Source organism: Streptomyces sp. NPDC036815, assembly GCF_055609205.1.
The window spans coordinates 84,546-105,695 of sequence record NZ_JBVJPW010000005.1; the positions used below are offsets into that span (position 1 = coordinate 84,546).

The following is a 21,150-nucleotide window of genomic DNA, read 5'->3' on the forward strand; positions in this document are numbered from 1 at the left end:
TCGTCCTCCCCGGAGCTGAACAATGCGCCTGACGATATCCGCTCCCCCCTTCCCACCGGCAACGGCCCGCTCCCGCCCCCACCGGCAAACCGCGTGCACGGCTTCGCACCACTTCGCAGTCGCTCATAGCAGAGCTGTGACTGAACCGGGCTGTGATCCCACCAGCCCCACCCGTAAGCTGCTGGCGCAAGAGCGGAAGATCACATGATCCGCGTTGAGGGAGCCACGGGGGTTGGCCCTGCGGCGAGTTGTATGGGAGAGAGCCTCATGGCCAAGGACCTTGATGTCACATATCAGGACATGCGTGACGCGGCCAAGCACGTGGTCAAGGAGAAGGACAAGCTCAACGAGAAGCTCGACGGCCTGAAGAAGTACATCAAGCACCTCGTCGAGACGGGCTTCGTCACCAAGAGCGCCTCGAAGGCGTTCGACGAGAACTTCGACGAGTTCGTCGAGGGCGCGAAGAAGACCATCGACGGTCTGGACGGCATGGGCGACTACCTGACCAATGCCGCGGACAAGTACGAGCAGATTGATGATGAGCTGGGTAAGGCTGCGCGGAAGTAGCCGACTCGGCTTGAGTGGTCTGGGGCGGCGGACGCATCCGCCGCCCCTGCCTCGGTTCACGGCCCTCGGAGACGCCGGGGAACCGTGAGCGGCAGTGCGGAAGTGACGAGCGACGGAAGACTACGGCGCACGGAGGAGATGCCTCGTGGGGGAGTACTCGAGGATCGACGACCTGAACGTCATCCGCGAGATGGGCGTCGGGCTTGGCAAGATCAAGGAAGCGTTCGACGCTCTCGGGAAGCTCAAGGGGCAGTACGAGGACGACTTCGGTGAACACGACCTGGCCTGGCAGTTCGGGGACTTCGTGGACAACTGGGACAGTCACCGCGAGGAACTCGGCGACGAGATCAAGCGCCTCGGCGACATCGCGAAGGCCGCCGCGAAGGCATACGAGACGATCGACAGCGAGCTGGCCAAGGCCCTCCGTGACGCCGACAAGAAGAAGCCCTGATGGCCGGCGCGCGCCCCAAGGACTGGCAGCCGTTGGCCTATCAGGACCCGGTTCCCGGCGATCCGGACCGACTGGAACAACTGGGCCGCAAGCTCCGCAGGACGGCAGACGAGCTCGAACGCCAGGTTCGTCATCTCAAGGCGGCGTCCGAGGTGAAGTCCTGGGACAGCGACGCCGGTAAAGAGTTCCGGGAGAAGGCCAAGAAGTGTCGCGGCCGTCTGGAAGCCGCGCACAAGCGCTACGAGACCGTGGCCGACGCGGTCGGCGACCGCATCGTGGATCACGGTCCCGACTACGAGTCGAACGCATCGGCGCAGCCCGGCAGTTACGCCACGGAACTCCACCGTGCCCAGCGCATCGCGGAGATCGCCCGGCAGGAGGCGCGGGAGGCCGAGGCCGAAAAGAGCGCCGCCAAGAAGAGCCTCGACGGCCTGACCGGGGAAACCGGGAAGGGCGGCGGCGCCAAGGACGACGACGAGGGGCGCAAGAAGAAGCTGGAGGGCCGGGCGGAGGTCGCCGGGAAATCCCTGGAAGCGGCCAGGGACAAGCTCCAGAAGGCGCAGAGCATCCGCGACGACGCGGCGCGCAGGGCGCGTGACGCCATCGACGACGTCATCTCCGACGATGCGCTCAAGGACGGATTCTGGGACGACTTCGCCCAAGTCGTGAACACAGTGGCGTACTGGACGGAGCACATCTCCAAGTGGGCCGGTATCGCTGCCTTGGCGGTCGGCTGGATCCCTGTCGTCGGTCAGGGATTGGCGGGCTTCCTGGGCGCCGTATCCATGCTGGCCACGCTGGTCAACATCGCCTGCACCGCGATCCAGGTCGGAATGGGCGACGAGTCGTGGACAGCGCTCGCCACGGCTGCGGTGGGGCTGTTGATGATGGGCGCGGGCAAGGCGATGTCCAAGGTCAGTGGGCGGTATGCCAAGGGGCTGCTGAGTCGCATGCGAACAGCCAAGAGTGGTAAGAGCACCGCTCGGCAGACCAAGCGCAACCGACACAAGTACAACCGTGACGCGAGGCATATCCAGGGGCTTCAGAAGGGTGACATTACGAAGTCGATCCGGGAGCCGGTCACCGAGGTATTCCATAAGGCTGCTTGGTCGGATGCCTTCAAGGGCGGCTACCGTGAAGCCAGGCAGTCACTGCGGGACCGTGGAAATGGCAGCGCGATCAAGGGAGCGGTCAAGTCGATGTCCCTCTCCGACGCCTCCGTCGCCTCAGACCTGAAGGAACTGAAGCACCTGAGCAAGTCCCTCGGGCCGGGATACGAGGTCAACGGACTGGCGCGTCGGGCGACAGCCTTGAACGTGGCTGGCAGTGGAGTCACGGCCGGTGGTCTCCTGATTGATGAGGTGAGCTGATGGAGCGAGCGCAGAGGGAAACAGCGGAGGGTGCTCCTGATCCCGAGGAGGATTACCTCGTCGATTTTGACTTCGACGACGGCTGGCTTCCGCTGACCCTCCAGGAAGGGACACGGGCGGAGGCCCGAAAGATCGCTGCGGACCTCGTGGAGCAGTTTGACCCGCTGCAACTGGGGGTCAGCAAGGCCTCGCTTCGGGAAGAGCTGGAGAACCGGGCGCTTACGGCATACGAATCCGGCCCTGTGCTGGCCATGGCCGCATACACGGAGGGCGGAATTCTGATGGCCGACTTCTCGGTCTTCGCCTTCGGGGAGGACGATGTCCAGCGACCTTCGCCGCAGGAATACCTGCCCCAGCTGCTGAAGTGGCCCTATGCCGAGCCGAAGGGCGAGCCGCAGGTGTCCGGCGTGCAGTTGCCGATCGGCCCTGCGGTCCGCGTACAGACGGTACTCGTCGAGAAGCGACGCTTCGGCTGGGGCAAGAAACTCAGTGAGTCGCTCCAGTACGGGGTCTGGCCGGACGGCAGGGAGGAGATCTTCGTGGCCGAGGCGCGATGGCTCAACTTCGAACGTACGGATGAGCTGACGGACCTCGTGGACCGCCTCATGCCCACCATGCACATGGTGCCCGTCGCCCCGGGGCCCGGCACGGACCATGCCCCCGAACCCCCTGGCGAGTTCTGACATGCCTCTCCGCACCGAATGGGACACCCCGCCCAGCGACTACACGATCTTCGTGCCCGCCGGCTGGTTCCAGCTGCACCTCGACCCCGACGAGCGCGACCGCGGCATCGCCGCACTGGCCGACCGGCAGTTCGAGGGCATCGACAACGCGCCCGTACTCAAGGAACGCCTGATGCGGGACCTGCAGAAGCAGGCGAAGGCGGCCCACCGCGAGGGCGGTGTCGAGCTGTACATCTCGCTGCTGACCGTCGAGGGTCTGCCACTGGCGTCGTCGCTGCTCGTGAGCCTGCTTCCCGACGGCTGGCCGGGCTGCAGCACGGCCCACGATCTGGCGCGCCGGCTCGCGGACACGGGTCGCCCCGCCGAGGTGCGGACACTGGACGCCGCGGGCGACGCGGTACGCACCGAGAAGACCGAAGCCGCTGACCCCGAGCGTCAGATGGGCAACACGCTCGCGACGACCACCGTGACGTACCACGTTCCGATCCCCGCGAGCAGGCAGTGGCTGAACCTCACCTTCTCCACTCCCATGGAGGGTCTGGCGCGACAGATGGTGGAGCTCTTCGACACCGTGGCCGGGACGCTCCACTGGGAGTAGGCCGACTCGACGGTCGCGGGTCAGCGATTGACGGACTGAACTTCCCTCACGGTGACGTCCTGTTCGAAGGACGACAGGCCGTCGGGGAGCCCGGGTTTCCGGGGAGGCCCGGCAGGGTTCGCGGAGTCCGTCCACGTCACCTTCCAGGTGATCTGGGCCCGTTGTCCCAACCCGGGAGGGTCTTTCCTGTTTCAGGATCGACCGGGGAAGTCTTCTTCATGTCTTTCTTGTACTGCTCCGGGCTGAACTTCGGCTGCGTCCAGCACACGGGAGGCTTCCAGGAGGGGTCAGTGGGCTGGATGTAGGTCGCGCCCTTCTCCTCCTTGAAATTCGTGGCGAACTGCACCTGGGCCGAGACGGAGCCTCCGCCGGAGCCGCCTCCTTGCTCCACGCTCCCCTCCGGCGCCTTCCCGAGCCCGTCTCCGGCCGTCGCGGCCTGGATGGACAGGGGGGGAGATGAGGGCGGCCCCGCACGAGACGGGGAGCAGCCGCCGCTGAGAGTTCCTCACCGGCATTCCTTGGCGTCGGGGCGGGCGCTGAGGTTCTGCAGCTGCCACACGCCGCCGTTCGCCTTCCTGAGCACGGTGTCGTAGCGCGTGTAGTCGTTCGGAGTGGGCGTCTTGCGGTCGTAGTAGCGATACGTCCCGGAGATGGTCTTTCCGCGCTTCTTCGCCTGCTGCAACTGCAGCAACTGCTGTGTGTAGAACGCTTCGGCCTTGCCCGTGAAGTACGTCGAGAGGAACGTGGACTTGGGGTCGAGGTCGACGAAGACGCGTTGACGTGCCATCAGCACTTCCGCCTGCGCGCGCAGGATCGCGTCCTTGGCCTTGTCGCCGGTCTTGTCCGGGGTGATGTGGACCTTGACGTCGCGGGGAAGGCCGAAGTCCGCGACCTCGGCCGATGCGCTTCGGGATGCTCTGGGACTCGGCGTGCTGCCGGCGTCACCCTGCTCGGCCCCCTTGATCGGCTCGTTCGCGTCGAAGCCACTGCCACAGGCCGTCAGCGACAGCGCCGTGGCCACGAAAAGCGCGGCAGCAACGGGAAGAGTGCGGTGGTTCACAGCTGGGATGGCCTGGCACGCCACGACCGCTGCTTCACCGCTCGAGGTTGACGAACAGACTCCGAGCGAACGCGTCGAACTCCTCGATGTTCGACGTGATCCACCCGATGTCCTCGCCGAGCGTGCGCACGATGACGTCGATGCCCAGGGACTCGAGGCGCCACGCGTAATTCACCGAGCAGCACATCGCCTCGGCCTTGGACGCGACGAAGTAGCGGATCGAACGCTTGCCGCGCCCCAGCCGCTCGGTGTCGAAGTCGATGACCTCCGGGTCCTGGGCGGCGCCCGGCTCGTTCTTCTGGACGAGCTCGTCCAGGGTCGTGTCGACGTCGCCCTCACTCGGCCCCGCATGCACGAGAAAGGTCAGGAACTCGCGCCGAGGGTCGGGAACGTAGAGGAAGATCTGGTGCACCGGCACGGTCTTGGGGATCAGCTCGGCCGCCGAGTCGAGCTCGAAGGCCAGCATCTTGACCTGCTTCTTGTCGACCGGTTCAGCGTCGACGAGCCCCCAGAGAAGTTCCGAGGTGCGCCGCGCCCACTTCTTGCGCTCGCGCGCGGCTCCCCGTCCTTCGCCGAGAATCGGCATGGCGGGCCAGACGGTGGCGTTGCTGTCCGTGTCGAGGGAGAAGATGACGGTCACTCGGTCCTCCAGCGGAGTTCAGACGCTGACGCCCTCCAGGCCGTCATTGGTTCTCCAAGGGGCACCCGGGCCCCCCCAGGCGGCCCACCACCCCCTCACACCCACCGAAGCGACCGCGCCATCGCCTCGCACAGTTTGCCCATGGGGCTGGCGACGCCGCTCAGCGGGACGGTGAACGCGAGCAGCAGGTAGCCCGCCCTGCCCGGCATGTGGACGAAGAGGTCCAGGGCCGTCGCCGTGGCGACGCGGACCGTGCGGCCTGCGGGGAGGTCGATGAGGGTCACCTCGGCGCCGCTGCCCCTGCGGTCGGCGAGGGAGCGTGCCCAGTCGTCCGGGGTGGCGTACAGGTCTCCCGGCATCGCGAGCAGGGACACCAGTAGGGTGGCCGGCGTCGCCACCTCCGTGGTCGACTCCGATCTCAGGAACAGCTCCAGGGACCCCTGGGAGACCCCGCTCTCGGCGGTGTTGCGCAGCGTGGTCCAGAGGCCCTGCCGCGCCTCCGCGGACAGGTGGCGTCCGGCGGCCTGCCGGTCGACGAACGTCTTGAGCTGCGGCCGCCAGTGGTCGAGCGTGAGGTCGACGCGGAACCAGTCGCGGGGGACCAGCAGCCGGTAGTCCTCGGGGGGCTCGTCGTGCGGGTGCGAGGGGGCGGTCTCGGTCACCCGGGGATCTCCAGCAGCTTTCCGCGTGTGTTCATGGGATTGCCCTCGGTGTCGAACAGCGTCAGGCTCTTCGCGATACCGGCGAACATCGAGGAGAAGACGTCCCAGCCCTCCTGGGTCGGGGTGGTCATCTCCAGGACGACCGCCGTGCCGTTGGAGAGCGGTACCTGGACGTTGATGAACGACGTCCAGAACGGCTCGTCCTGCCCGGAGGGGGCGATGGCCGCCTCGATGACCGCTTGGCGCGTACCGACCCACGAGACGGCCGGGCCGCAGGGCAGCTCGATCTCGTCCACATCGCCGTGGCCCAGCGCGCGCAGGGCCTGCGCGGTGTTGTGGACCGGGCTGACCCTCGCCTCCTCGGCCAGGTCGACGAGCGAGAGGTTCACGTTCGCGGTGCAGCGCGTGCCGTCGACCTCGGTGATGACGAAGCCCGCGTACTGGACGCCCGCTTCGACCAGTTCGTCGTACGAGGCGACGCACATGGCGGCCCACCGGTACTGCATGTCCGGGGTGCCCTTGGGAATGATGTCCTCGGCCAGCCGGAGGAGCTGGTCGGCGAGGTCGTCGATGGACTCGGCTTCCGTGGGGAGTTCGAAGAATCCCTCGGGCATGACCCAGCGGACGTTGATCGGTTCCCCGTCGGCGGGGGCGGTCGTGCCGGAGGCCTCGGACGGCCCGCCCTCGGGTATGACCACACTCATCAGAACCTGTTCCTGTCCGGCAGTTCCAGCTCGTCGGCGTCCGCGTGGAAGTTCGCGGCGAAGGGGTAGGGCCCGTAGTGGGGGTAGAAGGCGGGAACGTCACCGCCGTTCTCGGCGGCGATGTGGGCGACCTTGCGATAGGCCGCCGCCCTGGCGCGGACCTTCTGCCGGGGGCGGTTTCCCCACTGCCGGATCAGCGTTCCGACGAAGAACACCACGAGGCCGGCGAGGACGACACCCGCCGCCACGTAGTAGAGCTTCTGGTTGCGGGTGGACTCCCAGTACTGGACGTAGGCCCCCCAGTAGGCGAAGAGCCCGAAGAGGATGATGGCCGTGGGAAAGGCCAACCGCTTGCCCGCGCGGTGCAGTTGGGTCTCGTCGATGTGGCGGAGGCGGAGCATCTTCAGGACCGCTTCGTCGTCGAAGAAGTCGAACTGGAGCCTGCGCCCCTCGGCCTCGGCGGCTTCCCGGGCAGCCGGTACCGCGGCGAGGACGTCACCGGGAATCATCTTTCTGATGATTCCCTCGCGGGCCCTGTACTCCCACGGCCCGGGTTCGCGGTTGCTGTCTTCCTCGTCGGGCATGTGAATCGTGCTCCTTCGCTGACGGCTAGTGGGCGAGCGCGGTGTGGAACGGCTTGGGTGACGGGGTCGGCGACGGCTGGGGCGAGGGCCGCGGGGTGGGCGGAATGGTGCCCTGCGGCTTCGGCGCGGGGTCGCCCGGGTCTCCGGTGGCCGCACCGTCCTTGCCGGTGAAGATCTTGTACAGCGCGCTGCCGAGACTTCCGGTCTTGATGCCCGCGGTGATCCGCTCGCCCGACAGGACGGGCTTGCCCGCCTTCTTGAGCAGGGCGTTGACGCCCTTCACGGCGATTCCGTTGAAGAACTTGTCCGTGACGCCCGCCCCGGCACCCGAACCGCTGAACCGGATGCCCCGCAGCTTGGACAGGCCCTTGAGGCCCTTCAACGCGCTGAAACCCTTGAGGGCCCCGACTCCGGGCATGACGCCCAGAGCGTCGAGACCGAGCTTCAGCAGATTGAGCTTTCCGCCCCGCGCGGTCATGTCGTAGGCGTGCCCGGCCAGAGCGGCGGCACTGGTGATGACGGCGAGGGCGGTGAATACCGGCAACAGGACCTGGAGCGGCGGTACGAAGGCACATATGACGGCCAGGATGGAGAAGATGGCCGAGAGATTGGAGAATCTGTCGGCCCAGTCCGCCAGCCAGTTCATGAATCCGCCGGGGTCACGTACCCCGTCATGGTGAATGATGTTCTTGATGTGCTTCGCGGCGGCTTTCGCGGCGTCGTCACGGATCTCTATCGCGCGGTAGATCTCGCCCCGGCAGTCGCTCATGGTGCTCAGCGCCGCCGACCGCTTCTTGGCCGCCCGCTCGCGCTCGGTGTCGGACGCGTCCGACGGCGTCTTCGTCCCCGTCGGCTTGAGAGGCGTGTCCGTGTCCCCGAGGTCGCCCTCCACCTCGCGGTAGTCCTTGAGCGCCTTGTCCGCGATCTTCTGGGCGCGGTGGAGTTCGCTGGCGTACTCCTTGGACTCACCCTCGACGACCTTGGTGCCGAGGGCCTTGGCCGCCTCGTCGGAACGCTCGAACGACCGCTTCAGACGCCCGGAGGTCCCGTCGGCGATCTCGTGGAACGCGCGGCCGGCCTCGCTGTCCCAGCTCTCCACGGACGCCAGGGCCTCGATGTTCCGGGCCTGCTTGTCGATCTCGTCGGCCATGTTCCGCAGCTTCTTGCCCAGCCGCGCGACTTCGTACGGGTCACCCGGTACGGGGTCGCCCATGTGCAGAGGTTCCCAGTCGCTCGGGCGCGCAGTCACTTCTTCCCCTTCTTGGCGTCCTTGCGGGCCTTGCGGAGGGCCTCGGCGAGTTCGTGGTCCACTTTGTCGTACGTGTCGGCCGCGGTGTCCGTGAACTTGGCGAGCTGCTCGATGTCCTTCATGAGTTTCTTGCGCGTCTTCTTCCAGGTTTCCGAGAAATCATCGAAAACGTCGCGAAGCTTTTCGCTGCCGAGCGCGTCGTCGAACCCGTCCGCCGGGTTGCTGTTGTCCTTGAACTCGCGATGGATCCTGAACAGCGACTCCGAGCATTCCCTGATCACGCCCAGATCGGCGCGTGTTCTCCCACTCATCAGATTCCCCCGTGCACGGTGTGATTCGGTTTCGCTCCGGTACGACGTTCGCCGCCCCACTGCGGATCGACGATAACGGTAGGGTTCTCGCCGTCACCAGTTCCGAAATCGTGTCAATCCGTCGTATACGGACGGAATGTCACTGCCCTGTGACGTGAAATCCACGAGTCGTGCAGGACTGGGGCACGGATGGCGGGCCGGCATCGCGCCGAGTTCGAGCCGGGCGCCCGCGGCACGGCCGGTGGTACGGGGCGCCGGCCCGGCACCGGTCAGCGGTTGACGGACTGCACCTCCTCGACCGTGACCTCCTGCGTCACCTCGATCGTGCCGTCCGGCATCTCGACGGGGGCGGTCTGTCCCGTGCCCGTCCAGCTGATCTCCCAGGTGAGCGCGGCCTTGAGCGGGAGCGTCCTGCCGCCGCTCGACCGGTGGTAGACGATGCCGCAGGGCGGGGTCTCCTTCGACTTGCCCTTCGCGTAGGGCTCCCCGATCCTGCCGTCGACGATGGGGCACTCGCCGTCGGCGGGAAGCATGCTGGCGTCCTCGGTGCCCGCGTCGAGCGTGAGCGCCTTGGGCTTCGCGGTCGTCGTCGCCTCGATGTGGAAGCCGGGGACGTTGATCGCGGCGGTCGCCCGGACGTCGTCGAAGGCGGCCTTGTCGAGCCAGGCCCAGGTGGGCAGGTTCACCTTGGTGGTGCCGTCGGGCGCGAGGGAGACCTTGGTCTTGGGCAGTTCCATGTGCTGGTAGGCGAGGGCTGCGAGCATCTCCGGCTTGATGGCTTCCTCGTGCTGGGGCGGCGGGGGCTCGCCGTTCTCGACCCAGAAGGGGATGTCACTGCACGAGGTCCGCTTCAGGTAGTCCGGCTCGTCGGGGTTCTCGACGGCGGCCCAGAACATTCCCTCGCCGTCCTTGTCGACGTTGTAGTCCTTGTAGCCGGGGGTGTCGGTCCAGCCGTAGTCGTCCTCGTAGTGCCGCTGCAGCTGATTGATCGCCGCGCCCGCGTGACCGGCCATTCCGGGCGCGTTCGCGGCCTCCTTGAGCTCCTTGGACATCTTCTTCTTGAACTGCTTGGCGCCGTAGGCCGGGGCGTACCAGCAGGGCGGGGGCGCCCAGTTGACGTCGGTGGAGGCGATGTTGCCGCGGCCGCTGCCACCCTTGGCTACGGATCCGGAGTAGTGGACTTGGGCGGCGGCGTAGATGCCGGATTTGCCGTCTCCGCCGCCACTCTCCTCCGTGCCGGCGCCCTTGCCGGACCCCACGGGCTTGCCCGCATGGGCGGGTCCGGTGAGGACGAGAGTGCTGAGGGCGAGCGTAAGAACGGCAGTGGTGAAAACCGGGCGAAGTGATCTGTTCGCCGGGCGAAGTGATCTGTTCACTGGCACTTTTCCGCCCTCGTCTCGACGAAGACCTTCGACGCCTGCCAAAGGTCGCTGCCCGTGGGGTACTTGACCATCACGATCTTGTAATAGTCGAAGTCCTTGAGACTCTTCTCGGTCTTCAGGATCTTCCCGGTCTTGGTCTCTTTGCCGTAGAATTTGCTCGCGTCCGCGCAGAACGCGACCTCGACCGACTTGCCGTTCGTCGCGGACCTCGTGGTCGCACGGTAATGACGCAGGGTGCCGTCCGCCGTCCAGCCGCCGTCGATCCAGCTGTCGATCTGGGTCTTCGCGTAGTGGAGCCCGTCGCCTGTGGCGTAGGTGGCGACGGCGCCTTCCTTGGACGTGCGCTTGTCGACGCCCCGGTAGATGGCACGGAAGAAGTTCGCGGCATCATCCATCGCCGCCGCCTCGTTCTCGTCCTTCGGCCTGTCCCAGTCGAAGACCAGGTTCATGCTCTTCGGCAGTGACACGTCCACGCCGTCCGGCTTCGCCTTGGCGGGCGCGCCGGACGGCTTCGTCGACTTCTCCGGCTCACCGGTGTCCTGATCGGCCCCGGCGATCTTGTCCTTGCTCTTGGAGTCGCCGTCGTCCCCGCTGCCGCAAGCCGTCAGAAGCAGGGCTGCGGTCGCGGCGAGCGCGGTGGCGACAGGCATGGTGCGGCGGTTCACGGTCGGCTCCCGGTGGGACGAGGGATGTCTCCAGCAGGCCGACGTTAACCACGGGGTTTTGGTTCCGCCAGATTCGATAGCGGGACAAGATGCCAGATTTCAGCGGACTGTCACCGGGTCGTGACGCGACGGGGAGGCGGCTCAGCCCAGCTTCGCGCTCTGCGCCTTCGCGACCGCCTCGGCGACCTTCGCGTCTCCGGGACGGCCCTGGGCGAGGGCCATGCCGTCCACCGCGAAGTACACGGCGAGGGTGTCGCCGTGGCGGACGACCTGGGTGCGCACGGTGTGGGAGGCGCCGTTGAACTTCGTCGTGGCGCGGAAGGCGGTCGACTCGTCGGCGCCGGTCCGGGCGGGGGCGTCGTCGCGGGAGACCGCGTCGTACGCCGTGCTGTTCTTGGCCGCCTTCGCGGTGAAGCCCCCGGCGCAGGCGCCGACGGCCTCGGTGAGTTCGGCCAGGGTGGTCTTCGCCGCGCCGCCCGCGTACGTGGCGAGCGTGACGTAGGTGAAGGCACCCACCGAGTCGCCTCCGGGCGAGGCGACGCGGGTGAGTTCGGCTCGCGGGGCGCCGGGGGCGAACTGGTTCATCGCGTACGCGAGCGGGGCGCACGCCGACTTGTCGGCCTTTATCTCACCCCTGGACTTGGCGAACGCGTACTTCTGCTCGGGCTTGCTGACCCGGTAGCCGCTCACGTCGCTCTTGGTCAGGGCGGCGCGGTTCAGGTCGGCCGCCGGGTCCGCGGCCTCCTTCTTCGACGCGGCGGACGGCGGCTTGGACGTCGACTTGGTGCCCGGACCGTCTTCCGGCGCGTCGGAGTCCGAGCAGGCGCCGAGCGCCGCCACGGACAGGACGGTGAGGACGGAAGCGACCAGGCCGGTGCGGATCCGCATCATGAGGAGGTCTCCAGTCTGCAGCCGCACGCGGACGGCTCGTTGTGCCGCGCCCCGGACAGTCGGTGGCTCGCGCGACGGCTGTGAGGTGAGTGACGGGTGGGGCTGTACGGGCCCGCACTCTACTGGCGGTGCCGGAGCGGCGGCAGGCACCTGTCGGCCCCCGCGCCCTGGGTGATGGCCGATGTCGTGCGGGTCGGTCCGTCGGTCTGCGGGTCGGTCCGTCGGTCTGCGGTCAGTCCGTCGGTCGGGGGCCGTGCGGGAGATCAGGCCGTCGCCCCCGCGAGTAGCGGCCCCCGACCTCCACGCCCCGTCATGACGAGCGCGTCCGCCCCGATCCGGACATGATGGCCCGATGCCCGCTCACAGGATCGAACCCCCGCACGCCGCCGCCGACGAACGCGTCTCGCTGACCGCCTTCCTGCAGTACCAGCGCGACACCCTCGCCATGAAGTGCGCGGGGCTGACCGCCGAGCAGCTCAAGGAGCGGGCCGTGGCGCCCTCCGACATGTCGCTGCTCGGGCTCGTCCGGCACCTGGCCGAGGTCGAGCGGAGCTGGTTCCGCACTGTCCTGAACCGCGAGTCCGTCAGGGCCAACTGGCAGGGCCGCGTCCCCGGCGAGCATGCCGACTTCGATGTGGAGGACGCCGATCCGGACGAGGCATTCGAGATCTGGCACGCCGAATGCGCCCGCTCCCGCGCCATCGTGGATGCCCTGGACTCCCTCGATGCCACGGTCGACTTCCGCGGAGACACGTACTCGGCGCGCTACGTCCTCACGCACATGATCGAGGAGTACGCCCGCCACAACGGCCACGCCGACCTGCTCAGGGAGCGGATCGACGGAGCCGTCGGGGAGTAACGGGCCCGGGGCGCCGGGACGTGGTGTCCGAGCGCCCCCGGCCCGAGGCCCAAGGCCCCTGTCTCAGCGCCGGTTCATCGCTCGCTTGATCTTCTTGCCCGACGGCGACTCGTCCAGCGTATTCCACAGCTTCGACGAGCTCAGCGACGTGTAGACGCCGGGTGCGCCCTGTCCGCCGCAGCCTTCGCCGTACGAGACGACGCCGATCAGGATCGGGGCCTCACGGCCGGGGACCTTGCGGAAGATGGGGCCGCCGCTGTCACCCTGGCAGGAGTCCTTCGTCTCCACGCCGGCGCAGAAGTTGACCTTCGCGTCGTACTCCTTGTAGCTCGTCCCGCATTCGGCGTGGGAGAGGATCGGGACCTTCACCTCACGCAGGCGGTCCGGGGTGTGGGTCATCTCCGTGTCCGTGTTGCCCCAGCCCGCGACGATCGCCTTCTGGCCCGGTCGGATCAGCGCGTCCGTGCCCTGCGTGGGCAGCGCCACCGCCGGGATGCCGCGGACCGGCTTCGCCAGCTGGAGGAAGGCCACGTCGTACGCCTCCTTGCCCTTGAGGTAGCGCGGGTGCACGACCACGCCGCCCTTGGCGATGCCGCGTATCTGGCCCTGCTTCGCGGAGAGGACCGTGCGGCCGACGGCCACCTGGAGGGACTTGGGCTTGACCGGCTTGCCCGCGTCGTCGACCAGGCAGTGCGCCGCCGTCACGACGGTGTCCGGGGTGACGAGGCTGGCGCCGCAGAACTGCCGGTCGAGCGCACTGCCCGGGCCCTTCGACAGGATCGCCGTCATGAAGGGGTAGGCGTCGTTCGGGACCGCGGTGCCGCCGATGATCGCGTGCGCGGCGGGGGCGGAGGTGGCGACCATCGCGAGGGCGGCGGCGGTCGCGGCGAGGGCGGCGGCGGGGGCCTTGCGGGTGCGCGTGGGGGTTCTCTTGGCATTCATGGGGGGTTGCTTCTCTTTCGTACGGCAGGAATTGCGGAATCGCGGCGCGCCGTGGTCGCTGTGGGGCGGGGTGGGTGCGCCGCTCTGTGCACGAGAGGCCCGGACCGAGTGGCCCGCCAACAAGGCCGTTACGTACGGCATTTGATTAGCAGTTCAACAAATTCGTGCGGATCCTCTCGCGTCGCGTCGAGCACGTCGATCACGTCGATCACGTCGATCACGTCGAAAGGGGAGAGGTGAATGGTGCGGAGAGGGTTCATTCCGGCAGTCGCCGGTTTTCCGGCGGGGCGCCTCCATCCGTACGAGGGGCTCAGCGGCGGCCGGAATTGCGTGGGTTGTGGGGAGGAGTGGGGCGCGTCCCGTGGGGGTGGGTCCGACGGGCGTGGGGGCGGGTCCGGCAGGCGTGGGGGCGGGTCACGGCACTCCCCGTCGCCCCGACCTGCCCGAGGGAACCGCCCCGGCCCCTACTGGCGTCCCCCTGGGGGTCGACGGATCACGCCGTTCCACCGTCGTGCGGCGCCAGTTGCGCAAAGTGTCCCGATTCGCGTACGCACACATTCCCCATCCCCCAAGTCCTGGACGCGACATCGGAACGGCGTCAGAACCGAGGGGTGCGGATTGCGTGTGGATAACGATGAGGGGTGTGAGCTTCGCGATCTTTAACGCGCCTTGAGGGGCTTATGTGCTGCTGATACGGTGCGATGACTTGACACTGGGTCTGAGGCTGAATAGCCCGCCCGGGACAGGCGAGAGAGTCGCCGGTGTCGCAAATGATCAAAATTGACCGAATCTTCTTGGGTGTGCGGGGAGCAGTTGCGTGAAGATCCAGGAGCGTACGGGGGCGGGCAACAGCCGTTCCGCCGCGCCGGCTCAGCCAGCGGTCGGTGAGCGCCTTCCCGCGCCGCCTCGCGAGCGCAAACCGGCACTTGCCGCACTCGCCGTGCTCCTCATCCTCGTCGGCGCGCTCGGCGCCACCGTGCTCGTGCTGCGCGCCGGTGACCGTATCGAGGTCGTGCGGGTGACCGCGCCCATCGCGGCGGGCGAGTCGCCCGCCGAGGGCAAGAACATCGACCACGTGATGGTCTCCGACGACAGCGGTATCAACTACGTGAAGTGGGAGCAGCGCGGCGTCCTCGCGAAGCTGAAGGCCAAGAGCGCCATCCCCGCGGGCGCCGTCGTCGTCGGCGAGATGTTCGCGAGGAAGACCGGCCTGCCCGCCGGCAAGGCCAGCGTGGGCCTCTCCCTGAAGGAGGGCCAGTACCCCTCCGACCTGAAGGCGGGCGACACCGTCGCCGCCTACCCGGTCGTCTCCGGTACGTCCACCGGCAAGGGGTCGACCGGCAGCGGTTCCTCGTCCTCCGGCACCCCGCTGGTCGCCGACGCGAAGGTGTTCACCATCGCGGACAAGAGCGACGCGACCGTCAGCACCGGCAACCAGAACATCACCCTCCTCGTCCCGCAGGAGGAGGCCGCCGCCCTGGCCAGCGCCGCTTCCGAGGGCAAGGTCGTTGTCGCCCGCGTCTCCGACGACACCAACTAAAGGCGAGCAGAAGAGACATGGCGCTCATCGCACTCGCCGCGGACAAGGGTTCCCCCGGCGTCACCACCGCCGCCGTCGCGCTCGCCGCCGTCTGGCCGCGCCGCGTACTGGTGGCCGAGACCGATCCCGCGGGCGGCGACCTGGTCTACCGCAGCGCCGCCGCGCACGGCGGCCCGCTCAACCCCAACACCGGCATGCTGAGCATCGCCGCCACCGCCCGCCGCGGCCTCGTGCCCGACCAGCTCTGGGACCACACGCAGCCGTTGAGCGGTGGACTCGAAGTGCTCGTCGGGCTGGGCATCGCCGAGCAGGCCGCCGGTCTCGCCGGGCTCTGGCCCACCCTCGGCCGCGCGTTCTCCCAGCTCGCCGACTCGCCGCAGGCACCCGCCGACGTCATAGCGGACTGCGGGCGGATCAGCGGCGACACCCCGGCCGTCGAACTCTTCCCGCACGCGGCGCTCGTGCTGCTCGTCTCGCGCACCGAGCCCGAGGCCATCGCGCGCGTCCGGGACCGCGCGGCGGCCCTCGCGACCAAGCTGCACGGCGGTGCGCGCGGCGCGGCCTCGCTGGCCCAGCCCCTCATCGGCGTACTCCTGATCGCGGACCCGGCGACCTCCGCGAAACTCGTCCACCAGGTCAACGACATGCTGATGGCCGCGCAGACCGGCGCCCGCGTCGTGGGCACCCTCGCCGACGACCCGGCGGGCGCCGACCAGTTGGCCGGACGCAGGCGCGGCCGCCTCGACAAGTCGCTGCTCATCCGCTCCGCGCGCAAGGTGACCGTCGACCTGTACCAGCAGTACGGCGCCGCCTGGACCAACCCCGTGGCGCAGCAGCCGGGACAGGCCCGATGAGCGCACCCGTCGATCACCAGCTCGTCAAGCGGTTCCGGCAGGACGCCGGTGACCGCATCGCCGAGCAGCGCCGTCTCGACCAGGTCTCCGGCGTCACCCCGATGTCGGGCGAGGACGAGCGGCACTACGCCCGCGCCGTCATCGCGCAGATCCTGGAGGAGTACGCGCGCGCGGAGATCAACGCCGGGCGCACCCCCCTCGACGCGGAGACCGAGGAGCAGTACGCGGCCGCCGTGCACGCCGCGCTCTTCGGCGTCGGACGGCTCCAGCCGCTGCTCGACGACCCCGAGGTCGAGAACATCGACATCAACGGCTGCGACCAGGTCTTCGTCGGATACGCCGACGGCCGCGAGGCCAAGGCCGACCCGGTCGCCGAGACCGACGAGGAACTCGTCGAGCTCATCCAGGTCCTCGGCGCGTACTCGGGTCTGTCGTCGCGCCCCTTCGACTCCGCCAACCCGCAGCTCGACCTGCGGCTGCCCGACGGCTCGCGCCTGTCCGCCGTCATGGACGTCACGCGCCGCCCCGCGCTCTCCATCCGCCGCGCCCGCATGGGCAAGGTCTTCATGTCCGACCTCGTCGGCAACGGCACCATCACGCCGGAGATCGGCCACTTCCTGGCCTGCGCGGTCCGGGCCCGCAAGAACATCATGATCGCGGGCGCGACGAACGCCGGAAAGACGACGCTGCTGCGCGCCCTCGCCAACGAGATCCCGCCGCACGAGCGCCTGGTGACCGTGGAGCGCGCCCTGGAGCTCGGCCTCGACCAGTTCGCCGACCTGCACCCGAACGTGGTGGCCTTCGAGGAGCGCCTGCCCAACTCCGAGGGCCAGGGCGAGATCGCGATGGCGGAGCTGGTGCGCCGTTCGCTCCGTATGAACCCCTCCCGCGTCATCGTCGGCGAGGTCCTCGGCGACGAGATCGTGACGATGCTGAACGCGATGTCGCAGGGCAACGACGGCTCGCTCTCCACGATCCACGCCAACAGCTCCAGCGAGGTCTTCAACCGCATTTCCACCTACGCGCTCCAGGCCTCCGAACGCCTCCCCATCGAGGCGAGCCAGATGCTGGTCGCGGGCGCGGTCAACTTCGTCGTCTTCATCCAGCGGCGCAACAACTACCAGTCCGGCGGCAAGCTCCAGCGCATGGTGACCTCGGTCCGCGAGGTCAACGGCGTCGACGGCCGCGTCCTGTCCAGCGAGGTCTTCGCGGAGGCGCCGGACGGCCGCGTCGTCGCGCACGCGCCGATCGCCTGCATGGACGACCTGGCCGCGTTCGGCTACCGCCCCGCCGGGCAATGGGGGTGAGCACGACATGAACACACTTGCCGCTCTCGACGGGCTCGGCGCCATGGGCGGCGTCTTCTCGCTGCCCGTCCTGTACGCACTGGGCTGCGGCGTCGCCGCCGGCGGCGGCCTGGCGCTGCTCGCCGTGGCGATCCGCGGGCTGCCCGTCAAGCCCGCCCACGAGAAGCACCGGGCGAGCGAGCGCGCGAGCGAACTGATCCGCTTCATCGGGCGGCGCGGCTCGGCCGCGATCGGCGTGGGCCTCGTCGTCCTGCTCCTCACCCGCTGGGCGGTGGCGGGCATCGCCTCCGGCATCCTCGTCTTCTTCTGGGACAAGCTCTTCGGCGGCGCCGCCGAGGAACGCGCCCAGATGAAGCGCGTCGAGGCCCTCGCCGCCTGGACGGAGTCGCTGCGCGACACCATCGCGGGCGCGGTCGGCCTGGAACAGGCGATTCCCGCGTCCGCGCGAGCCGCCGCGCCCGTGCTCCGCCCGCACCTGGACGCCCTCGTGGACCGCCTCCGCGCACGCACGCCGCTCCCCGAAGCACTCCAGATCCTGGCCGACGAGATCGACGACGCCTCGGCGGACATCATCGTCGCCGCCCTCATCCTCAACGCCAAGCTGCGCGGCCCCGGCCTGCGCCAGGTGCTCGGCGCGCTCGCCAAGTCGGCGCGCGAAGAGGTCGACATGCGCCAGCGCGTCATGGCGCAGCGCGCCTCGACCCGCCGCTCGGTGCAGATCGTGGTCGCGGTCTCCATCGCCTTCGTGCTCGGCCTTTCCATCTTCAACCGCGAGTTCGTCGAGCCGTACGGCACGCCCGTCGGCCAGCTCGTGCTCGCCATGGTCTGCGCCCTGTTCGCGCTGGGCTTCTGGTGGCTGCGGAAGCTGTCGACGGTGGAGACGCCGGACCGCTTCCTGGTCAAGGACGAGCCGGGCGTGCAGTTCGTACGCCCCCGGGGCCCCGGCGGCGCGCCCGTAGCGGGCGGCCCCGAGCAGGCACCGCAGTTCGGCAGGCCGGGCCCGGCCCAGCAGGGCCTGCCGGGCTACACCAACCCGTCCGAGGGGGTACGGCGATGAGCCTGACGATGCCGGTACTGATCGGCGCCATCCTCGGCCTCGGCGTCTTCGCCCTCGTACGCGCCCTGATGCCGTCGAAGCGCAGCGCCGTCGCGACGGTCGCGCGCATCGACGCGATGCGGGCGCGCGGCGCCGCGTACGAGTCGCAGCGGGCCACCACGGACACCGAGCGCCCCGGCAGGCTCGGCTCGATGCGCTCCCGCGTGGGCGCGCGCGTCGCCGACTTCTACCTCCAGCAGGGCTGGGAGCAGGGCTCGCTCCGGGCCGACCTCGCGGTCCTCGACCGCAGCTGGGAGAAGTTCCTCGCCACGAAGGTGCTGCTCGCCGCGGCGGGTGTGTTCTTCGGCCCGTTCCTCTTCGCGATCATCTACACGCTCGGCGTCGGCCGCAGCCCGATCATCCCGGTGTGGCTCGCGCTGATGTTCGGCGTGCTCTTCTTCTTCCTGCCCGACCTGGAAGTACGCAGGGACGCGGCGGAGAAGCGGCGCGACCTGCGCCGTGTCATCGGCGCCTATCTGGACCTGGTGTCGATGAGCCTTGCGGGCGGCCGCGGTCTGCCCGAGGCGCTCATGGCGGCGGCGGAAGTCTCCGACGGATGGGCGACGCAACGCATCCGAAGCGCTCTGGCCGACGCCCGCATCACCGGCGTCAGCCAGTGGCAGGCCCTCGGCTCGCTCGGTGAGGAACTGGGCGTGGAAGAGCTGAAGGACCTGTCGGCGTCCCTGGCGCTGGTGGCGGACGACGGCGCGAAGGTGCGCGAGTCCCTCGCCTCCCGCGCGGAGACGATGCGACACCGCGAACTGGCCGAGATCGAGGGCAGTGCGGGCGAGAAGTCCCAGTCGATGCTGGTCGCGCAGCTGCTGCTGTGCGCGGGCTTCCTGGTCTTCCTCATCTTCCCGGCGGCGATGCGTGTGTTCCAGGTCTAGCGGCGCCGCGCCTGCTCCGGGCGCGGCGAGCGCTCCGACGGCGCCGGACGAAACGGGGCCCGGCGCCTCCTCCCCCCACCACTTCTGAGAGGACAACTCATCATGAACGGACGGAACTTCAGTCACCCGGCTGTCGACTTCCTCGTGACCTTCCTGAAGGGCCGCGTCCAGCGCGCCCGCTCCGGCGAGCTCGACCGCGGTGCGTCGGCGGTCGAATGGGTCATCATCTCGGCGGTCGTCGTGGCGATCGTCGGCGTGGTGGCGGCCGTCATCAACGCCGCGCTGAAGGGCGGCGCCGACAAGGTGAGCGACTGCATCGAGGGCGCGGACGCGGGCAGCACCTGCTGACCTCCTCGGGGAGGACGGGTGACTGACAACTGACGGTCGGCGGCTTGCGACACGGTGAAAGGCGACGGGGTTCGGGTGCGGGGAATGCGTGGATTCGTACGCCGCAGGGTGGAGGCCGCCTCCGCCCGCGGCGAATCCGGCATGACCGCGATCGAGTTCGTGCTGCTCACGCCGGTGCTGTTCTTCATGATCTTCGCGACGGTGCAGTTCGCGCTGTACTTCTTCGCGGACCATGTCGCCCAGGCCGCCGCTCAGGCGGGCGCGCGCAAGGCGCGCGCCACCGCCGACGAGAACGCGGGCGGCTGGCGGGGCGAGGCCCGTGACGTGGCCGACGCGTACATCCGCCAGCTCGGCCCGAAGCTGGTGCTCGGACCGGACGTGAAGACCATCCAGCCGGAGCAGAACACGGTCGGCGTGGAGATTGAGGCGCGGGTCCCCACGGTCTTCCCGGGACTCGACCTGACCGTGCACGCGCGGTCGTCGGGGCCGGTGGAGCGGTTCGTGGAGGACAACGGCTGATGCGGAACGTACGGGGCGCAGCGCCCACCGGCGCCCGACGCCGCGACGACCGCGGTCTGTCGACCGTCGAGGTGGTGATCCTCGCGCCGGTGATGATCCTGTTCATCCTGGTCCTGGTCGCCTTCGGCCAGCTCGTCGACGGCCGGGGCGCCATCGACGGGGCGGCGCGCGACGCCGCCCGCGCGGGCTCGATCCAGAAGGACCACGGCACGGCGATGTCCGAGGCGCGCAAGGCCGCGCGGGCCGACCTGGCCGACGTCTGCTCGGGCCCGGTCCACGTCGTCCAGAAGAGCGACGGATTCAACGAGAAGGTCGACCCCTTCTTCACCGTCGAGGTCAGCTGCGAGGTCAGGGGCCTCGCCATGCTCGGCCTCGACATCCCGACGACGCTGGAGGCCTCCTTCAGCTCGCCGCTCGACCCGTACCGGAGGTCGGCGTGAGACGTCACTCCGTCGTACGCGCCTGGATCGCGTCCCGCCGCGCCCGCCTCGACGACCGGGGCTCGGGCGCCGGCGCGGTCATCATCTTCGCGATCGTCTTCCTCGCCCTCGCGGCGTTCGTCATCGACGGCGGCCTCTCCATCTCCAAACGGGAACGCGCCGCCGACATCGCGGAACAGGCCGCGCGCTACGCCGCGCAGGACCTGGAACTCGAGGACATCTACGACGGCGCGAAGGGCGCCCCCATCAACTTCGAGAACTGCGGAGCCCGGGTACGGGCCTACGTGGAAGAGGCGGGCCTGAAGGGCGCGGACGTCGGAAACACGCGCTGCGTGCGGGCGAATCCGCAGGAGGTCGAGGTCGAGGTGCAGATGACGTACAGCCCGGTGTTCACGGGGTTGTTCTACGGGGGCGACGTGACGGTGAAGGGGAGGGCGGTGGCGGAGAACGAGGTGGGGTGACCTCGTGTCTCCTCCCGCTCCTTCCCCTCTTCCCCTCTTCCCCTCTTCCCCTCTCCTTCTTCTCCCCCCTCCCTCCTGGG

At 68.9% G+C, this 21,150-nt stretch carries 26 protein-coding genes; 15 read left to right on the plus strand and 11 right to left on the minus strand.

Translation table 11 applies throughout. From position 1 onward, the window contains the following. Nucleotides 1–267: 267 nt before the first annotated feature. The 5 genes from ACZ69I_RS13410 (at nucleotide 268) to ACZ69I_RS13430 (ending at nucleotide 3,669) form a co-directional block, all read left to right on the plus strand. A complete protein-coding gene (locus ACZ69I_RS13410; RefSeq protein ID WP_150185642.1) occupies nucleotides 268–567 on the plus strand; it encodes a WXG100 family type VII secretion target in 300 nt (99 codons plus the stop codon). Nucleotides 568–712: 145 nt separating this feature from the next. Next, on the plus strand, nucleotides 713–1,018 hold the full coding sequence (locus ACZ69I_RS13415; protein ID WP_470832166.1) for a hypothetical protein: 306 nt from the start codon (nucleotides 713–715) through the stop codon (nucleotides 1,016–1,018). Then, the gene (locus ACZ69I_RS13420; protein ID WP_470832168.1) at nucleotides 1,018–2,388 is read left to right on the plus strand and encodes a hypothetical protein; all 1,371 of its coding nucleotides are present in this window, start codon (nucleotides 1,018–1,020) and stop codon (nucleotides 2,386–2,388) included. Before ACZ69I_RS13415 ends, ACZ69I_RS13420 begins: the two co-directional genes overlap by 1 nt. Further along, nucleotides 2,388–3,071: a hypothetical protein gene (locus ACZ69I_RS13425; RefSeq protein ID WP_470832170.1), complete on the plus strand. Its 684-nt coding sequence runs from the start codon at nucleotides 2,388–2,390 to the stop codon at nucleotides 3,069–3,071. Before ACZ69I_RS13420 ends, ACZ69I_RS13425 begins: the two co-directional genes overlap by 1 nt. Before the next feature lies 1 nt (nucleotide 3,072). Continuing rightward, nucleotides 3,073–3,669, plus strand: a complete 597-nt coding sequence (locus ACZ69I_RS13430) for a hypothetical protein (RefSeq protein ID WP_470832172.1) — start codon at nucleotides 3,073–3,075, stop codon at nucleotides 3,667–3,669. 505 nt (nucleotides 3,670–4,174) lie between these two features. Here the strand turns inward: ACZ69I_RS13430 and ACZ69I_RS13435 are convergent. The 10 genes from ACZ69I_RS13435 to ACZ69I_RS13480 all read right to left on the minus strand — a co-directional run bounded on the left by ACZ69I_RS13435 (nucleotide 4,175) and on the right by ACZ69I_RS13480 (nucleotide 11,844). Beyond that, a complete protein-coding gene (locus ACZ69I_RS13435; protein ID WP_470832174.1) occupies nucleotides 4,175–4,729 on the minus strand; it encodes a hypothetical protein in 555 nt (184 codons plus the stop codon). Nucleotides 4,730–4,763: 34 nt separating this feature from the next. Continuing rightward, nucleotides 4,764–5,369, minus strand: a complete 606-nt coding sequence (locus ACZ69I_RS13440; RefSeq protein ID WP_470832176.1) for a hypothetical protein — start codon at nucleotides 5,367–5,369, stop codon at nucleotides 4,764–4,766. Between the two features lie 95 nt (nucleotides 5,370–5,464). After that, a complete protein-coding gene (locus ACZ69I_RS13445; RefSeq protein WP_470832178.1) occupies nucleotides 5,465–6,031 on the minus strand; it encodes a hypothetical protein in 567 nt (188 codons plus the stop codon). Continuing rightward, complete coding sequence (locus tag ACZ69I_RS13450; protein ID WP_470832180.1) at nucleotides 6,028–6,735, minus strand: hypothetical protein; 708 nt, start codon at nucleotides 6,733–6,735, stop codon at nucleotides 6,028–6,030. Before ACZ69I_RS13450 ends, ACZ69I_RS13445 begins: the two co-directional genes overlap by 4 nt. Next, on the minus strand, nucleotides 6,735–7,319 hold the full coding sequence (locus ACZ69I_RS13455) for a hypothetical protein (RefSeq protein WP_470832182.1): 585 nt from the start codon (nucleotides 7,317–7,319) through the stop codon (nucleotides 6,735–6,737). Before ACZ69I_RS13455 ends, ACZ69I_RS13450 begins: the two co-directional genes overlap by 1 nt. A 25-nt stretch (nucleotides 7,320–7,344) precedes the next feature. Beyond that, nucleotides 7,345–8,568: a hypothetical protein gene (locus ACZ69I_RS13460; RefSeq protein ID WP_470832183.1), complete on the minus strand. Its 1,224-nt coding sequence runs from the start codon at nucleotides 8,566–8,568 to the stop codon at nucleotides 7,345–7,347. After that, nucleotides 8,565–8,879: a hypothetical protein gene (locus ACZ69I_RS13465; protein WP_467670611.1), complete on the minus strand. Its 315-nt coding sequence runs from the start codon at nucleotides 8,877–8,879 to the stop codon at nucleotides 8,565–8,567. Before ACZ69I_RS13465 ends, ACZ69I_RS13460 begins: the two co-directional genes overlap by 4 nt. Nucleotides 8,880–9,148: 269 nt before the next feature. Then, a complete protein-coding gene (locus ACZ69I_RS13470) occupies nucleotides 9,149–10,255 on the minus strand; it encodes a hypothetical protein (protein ID WP_470832186.1) in 1,107 nt (368 codons plus the stop codon). Then, nucleotides 10,252–10,926 carry a hypothetical protein gene (locus tag ACZ69I_RS13475; protein WP_470832187.1) on the minus strand — a complete coding sequence of 225 codons (675 nt, stop codon included), beginning with the start codon at nucleotides 10,924–10,926 and terminating at the stop codon, nucleotides 10,252–10,254. The genes ACZ69I_RS13470 and ACZ69I_RS13475 overlap by 4 nt, the downstream gene beginning before the upstream one ends. Nucleotides 10,927–11,067: 141 nt before the next feature. Further along, nucleotides 11,068–11,844 (minus strand): hypothetical protein, encoded by a 777-nt coding sequence (locus ACZ69I_RS13480; RefSeq protein ID WP_470832189.1) that lies wholly within the window; start codon nucleotides 11,842–11,844, stop codon nucleotides 11,068–11,070. Between the two features lie 325 nt (nucleotides 11,845–12,169). Between ACZ69I_RS13480 and ACZ69I_RS13485 the strand changes: the two genes are divergently transcribed. Continuing rightward, nucleotides 12,170–12,676 (plus strand): DinB family protein, encoded by a 507-nt coding sequence (locus tag ACZ69I_RS13485; protein ID WP_470832191.1) that lies wholly within the window; start codon nucleotides 12,170–12,172, stop codon nucleotides 12,674–12,676. A gap of 63 nt (nucleotides 12,677–12,739) precedes the next feature. Here ACZ69I_RS13485 and ACZ69I_RS13490 read toward each other — a convergent pair whose 3' ends face one another. Then, on the minus strand, nucleotides 12,740–13,618 hold the full coding sequence (locus ACZ69I_RS13490) for a S1 family peptidase (RefSeq protein WP_470832193.1): 879 nt from the start codon (nucleotides 13,616–13,618) through the stop codon (nucleotides 12,740–12,742). A gap of 817 nt (nucleotides 13,619–14,435) precedes the next feature. Between ACZ69I_RS13490 and ACZ69I_RS13495 the strand changes: the two genes are divergently transcribed. From ACZ69I_RS13495 to ACZ69I_RS13535, 9 genes are all read left to right on the plus strand, one after another. Continuing rightward, nucleotides 14,436–15,158, plus strand: a complete 723-nt coding sequence (locus ACZ69I_RS13495; RefSeq protein ID WP_467670599.1) for a hypothetical protein — start codon at nucleotides 14,436–14,438, stop codon at nucleotides 15,156–15,158. A gap of 17 nt (nucleotides 15,159–15,175) precedes the next feature. Then, nucleotides 15,176–16,012 (plus strand): hypothetical protein, encoded by an 837-nt coding sequence (locus ACZ69I_RS13500; protein WP_470832194.1) that lies wholly within the window; start codon nucleotides 15,176–15,178, stop codon nucleotides 16,010–16,012. Next, on the plus strand, nucleotides 16,009–17,319 hold the full coding sequence (locus ACZ69I_RS13505; RefSeq protein WP_467670595.1) for a CpaF family protein: 1,311 nt from the start codon (nucleotides 16,009–16,011) through the stop codon (nucleotides 17,317–17,319). The genes ACZ69I_RS13500 and ACZ69I_RS13505 overlap by 4 nt, the downstream gene beginning before the upstream one ends. Nucleotides 17,320–17,326: 7 nt before the next feature. Continuing rightward, nucleotides 17,327–18,376: a type II secretion system F family protein gene (locus tag ACZ69I_RS13510; RefSeq protein ID WP_467670593.1), complete on the plus strand. Its 1,050-nt coding sequence runs from the start codon at nucleotides 17,327–17,329 to the stop codon at nucleotides 18,374–18,376. Then, nucleotides 18,373–19,302 (plus strand): type II secretion system F family protein, encoded by a 930-nt coding sequence (locus ACZ69I_RS13515; protein WP_470832197.1) that lies wholly within the window; start codon nucleotides 18,373–18,375, stop codon nucleotides 19,300–19,302. The genes ACZ69I_RS13510 and ACZ69I_RS13515 overlap by 4 nt, the downstream gene beginning before the upstream one ends. Before the next feature lie 102 nt (nucleotides 19,303–19,404). Next, on the plus strand, nucleotides 19,405–19,650 hold the full coding sequence (locus tag ACZ69I_RS13520) for a hypothetical protein (RefSeq protein ID WP_361716953.1): 246 nt from the start codon (nucleotides 19,405–19,407) through the stop codon (nucleotides 19,648–19,650). 84 nt (nucleotides 19,651–19,734) lie between these two features. After that, nucleotides 19,735–20,169, plus strand: coding sequence for a TadE/TadG family type IV pilus assembly protein (locus ACZ69I_RS13525; RefSeq protein ID WP_467670589.1), 435 nt, complete (start codon nucleotides 19,735–19,737; stop codon nucleotides 20,167–20,169). Continuing rightward, nucleotides 20,169–20,609 (plus strand): TadE/TadG family type IV pilus assembly protein, encoded by a 441-nt coding sequence (locus ACZ69I_RS13530; RefSeq protein WP_389714918.1) that lies wholly within the window; start codon nucleotides 20,169–20,171, stop codon nucleotides 20,607–20,609. Before ACZ69I_RS13525 ends, ACZ69I_RS13530 begins: the two co-directional genes overlap by 1 nt. Next, nucleotides 20,606–21,070 (plus strand): TadE/TadG family type IV pilus assembly protein, encoded by a 465-nt coding sequence (locus tag ACZ69I_RS13535; RefSeq protein WP_467670587.1) that lies wholly within the window; start codon nucleotides 20,606–20,608, stop codon nucleotides 21,068–21,070. Before ACZ69I_RS13530 ends, ACZ69I_RS13535 begins: the two co-directional genes overlap by 4 nt. The last annotated feature ends 80 nt before the right edge of the window (nucleotides 21,071–21,150 follow it).

Excerpts from the sequence above, each read along its gene's own strand:
- ACZ69I_RS13525 (WP_467670589.1), top strand. The coding sequence starts at position 19,735 with ATGCGTGGATTCGTACGCCGCAGGGTGGAGGCCGCCTCCGCCCGCGGC.
- ACZ69I_RS13430 (WP_470832172.1), top strand. The coding sequence starts at position 3,073 with ATGCCTCTCCGCACCGAATGGGACACCCCGCCCAGCGACTACACGATC.
- ACZ69I_RS13410 (WP_150185642.1), top strand. The coding sequence starts at position 268 with ATGGCCAAGGACCTTGATGTCACATATCAGGACATGCGTGACGCGGCC.
- ACZ69I_RS13420 (WP_470832168.1), top strand. The coding sequence starts at position 1,018 with ATGGCCGGCGCGCGCCCCAAGGACTGGCAGCCGTTGGCCTATCAGGAC.
- ACZ69I_RS13490 (WP_470832193.1), bottom strand. The coding sequence starts at position 13,618 with ATGAATGCCAAGAGAACCCCCACGCGCACCCGCAAGGCCCCCGCCGCC.
- ACZ69I_RS13450 (WP_470832180.1), bottom strand. The coding sequence starts at position 6,735 with ATGAGTGTGGTCATACCCGAGGGCGGGCCGTCCGAGGCCTCCGGCACG.
- ACZ69I_RS13485 (WP_470832191.1), top strand. The coding sequence starts at position 12,170 with ATGCCCGCTCACAGGATCGAACCCCCGCACGCCGCCGCCGACGAACGC.
- ACZ69I_RS13505 (WP_467670595.1), top strand. The coding sequence starts at position 16,009 with ATGAGCGCACCCGTCGATCACCAGCTCGTCAAGCGGTTCCGGCAGGAC.
- ACZ69I_RS13520 (WP_361716953.1), top strand. The coding sequence starts at position 19,405 with ATGAACGGACGGAACTTCAGTCACCCGGCTGTCGACTTCCTCGTGACC.
- ACZ69I_RS13530 (WP_389714918.1), top strand. The coding sequence starts at position 20,169 with ATGCGGAACGTACGGGGCGCAGCGCCCACCGGCGCCCGACGCCGCGAC.
- ACZ69I_RS13455 (WP_470832182.1), bottom strand. The coding sequence starts at position 7,319 with ATGCCCGACGAGGAAGACAGCAACCGCGAACCCGGGCCGTGGGAGTAC.
- ACZ69I_RS13510 (WP_467670593.1), top strand. The coding sequence starts at position 17,327 with ATGAACACACTTGCCGCTCTCGACGGGCTCGGCGCCATGGGCGGCGTC.
- ACZ69I_RS13425 (WP_470832170.1), top strand. The coding sequence starts at position 2,388 with ATGGAGCGAGCGCAGAGGGAAACAGCGGAGGGTGCTCCTGATCCCGAG.
- ACZ69I_RS13465 (WP_467670611.1), bottom strand. The coding sequence starts at position 8,879 with ATGAGTGGGAGAACACGCGCCGATCTGGGCGTGATCAGGGAATGCTCG.
- ACZ69I_RS13500 (WP_470832194.1), top strand. The coding sequence starts at position 15,176 with ATGGCGCTCATCGCACTCGCCGCGGACAAGGGTTCCCCCGGCGTCACC.
- ACZ69I_RS13515 (WP_470832197.1), top strand. The coding sequence starts at position 18,373 with ATGAGCCTGACGATGCCGGTACTGATCGGCGCCATCCTCGGCCTCGGC.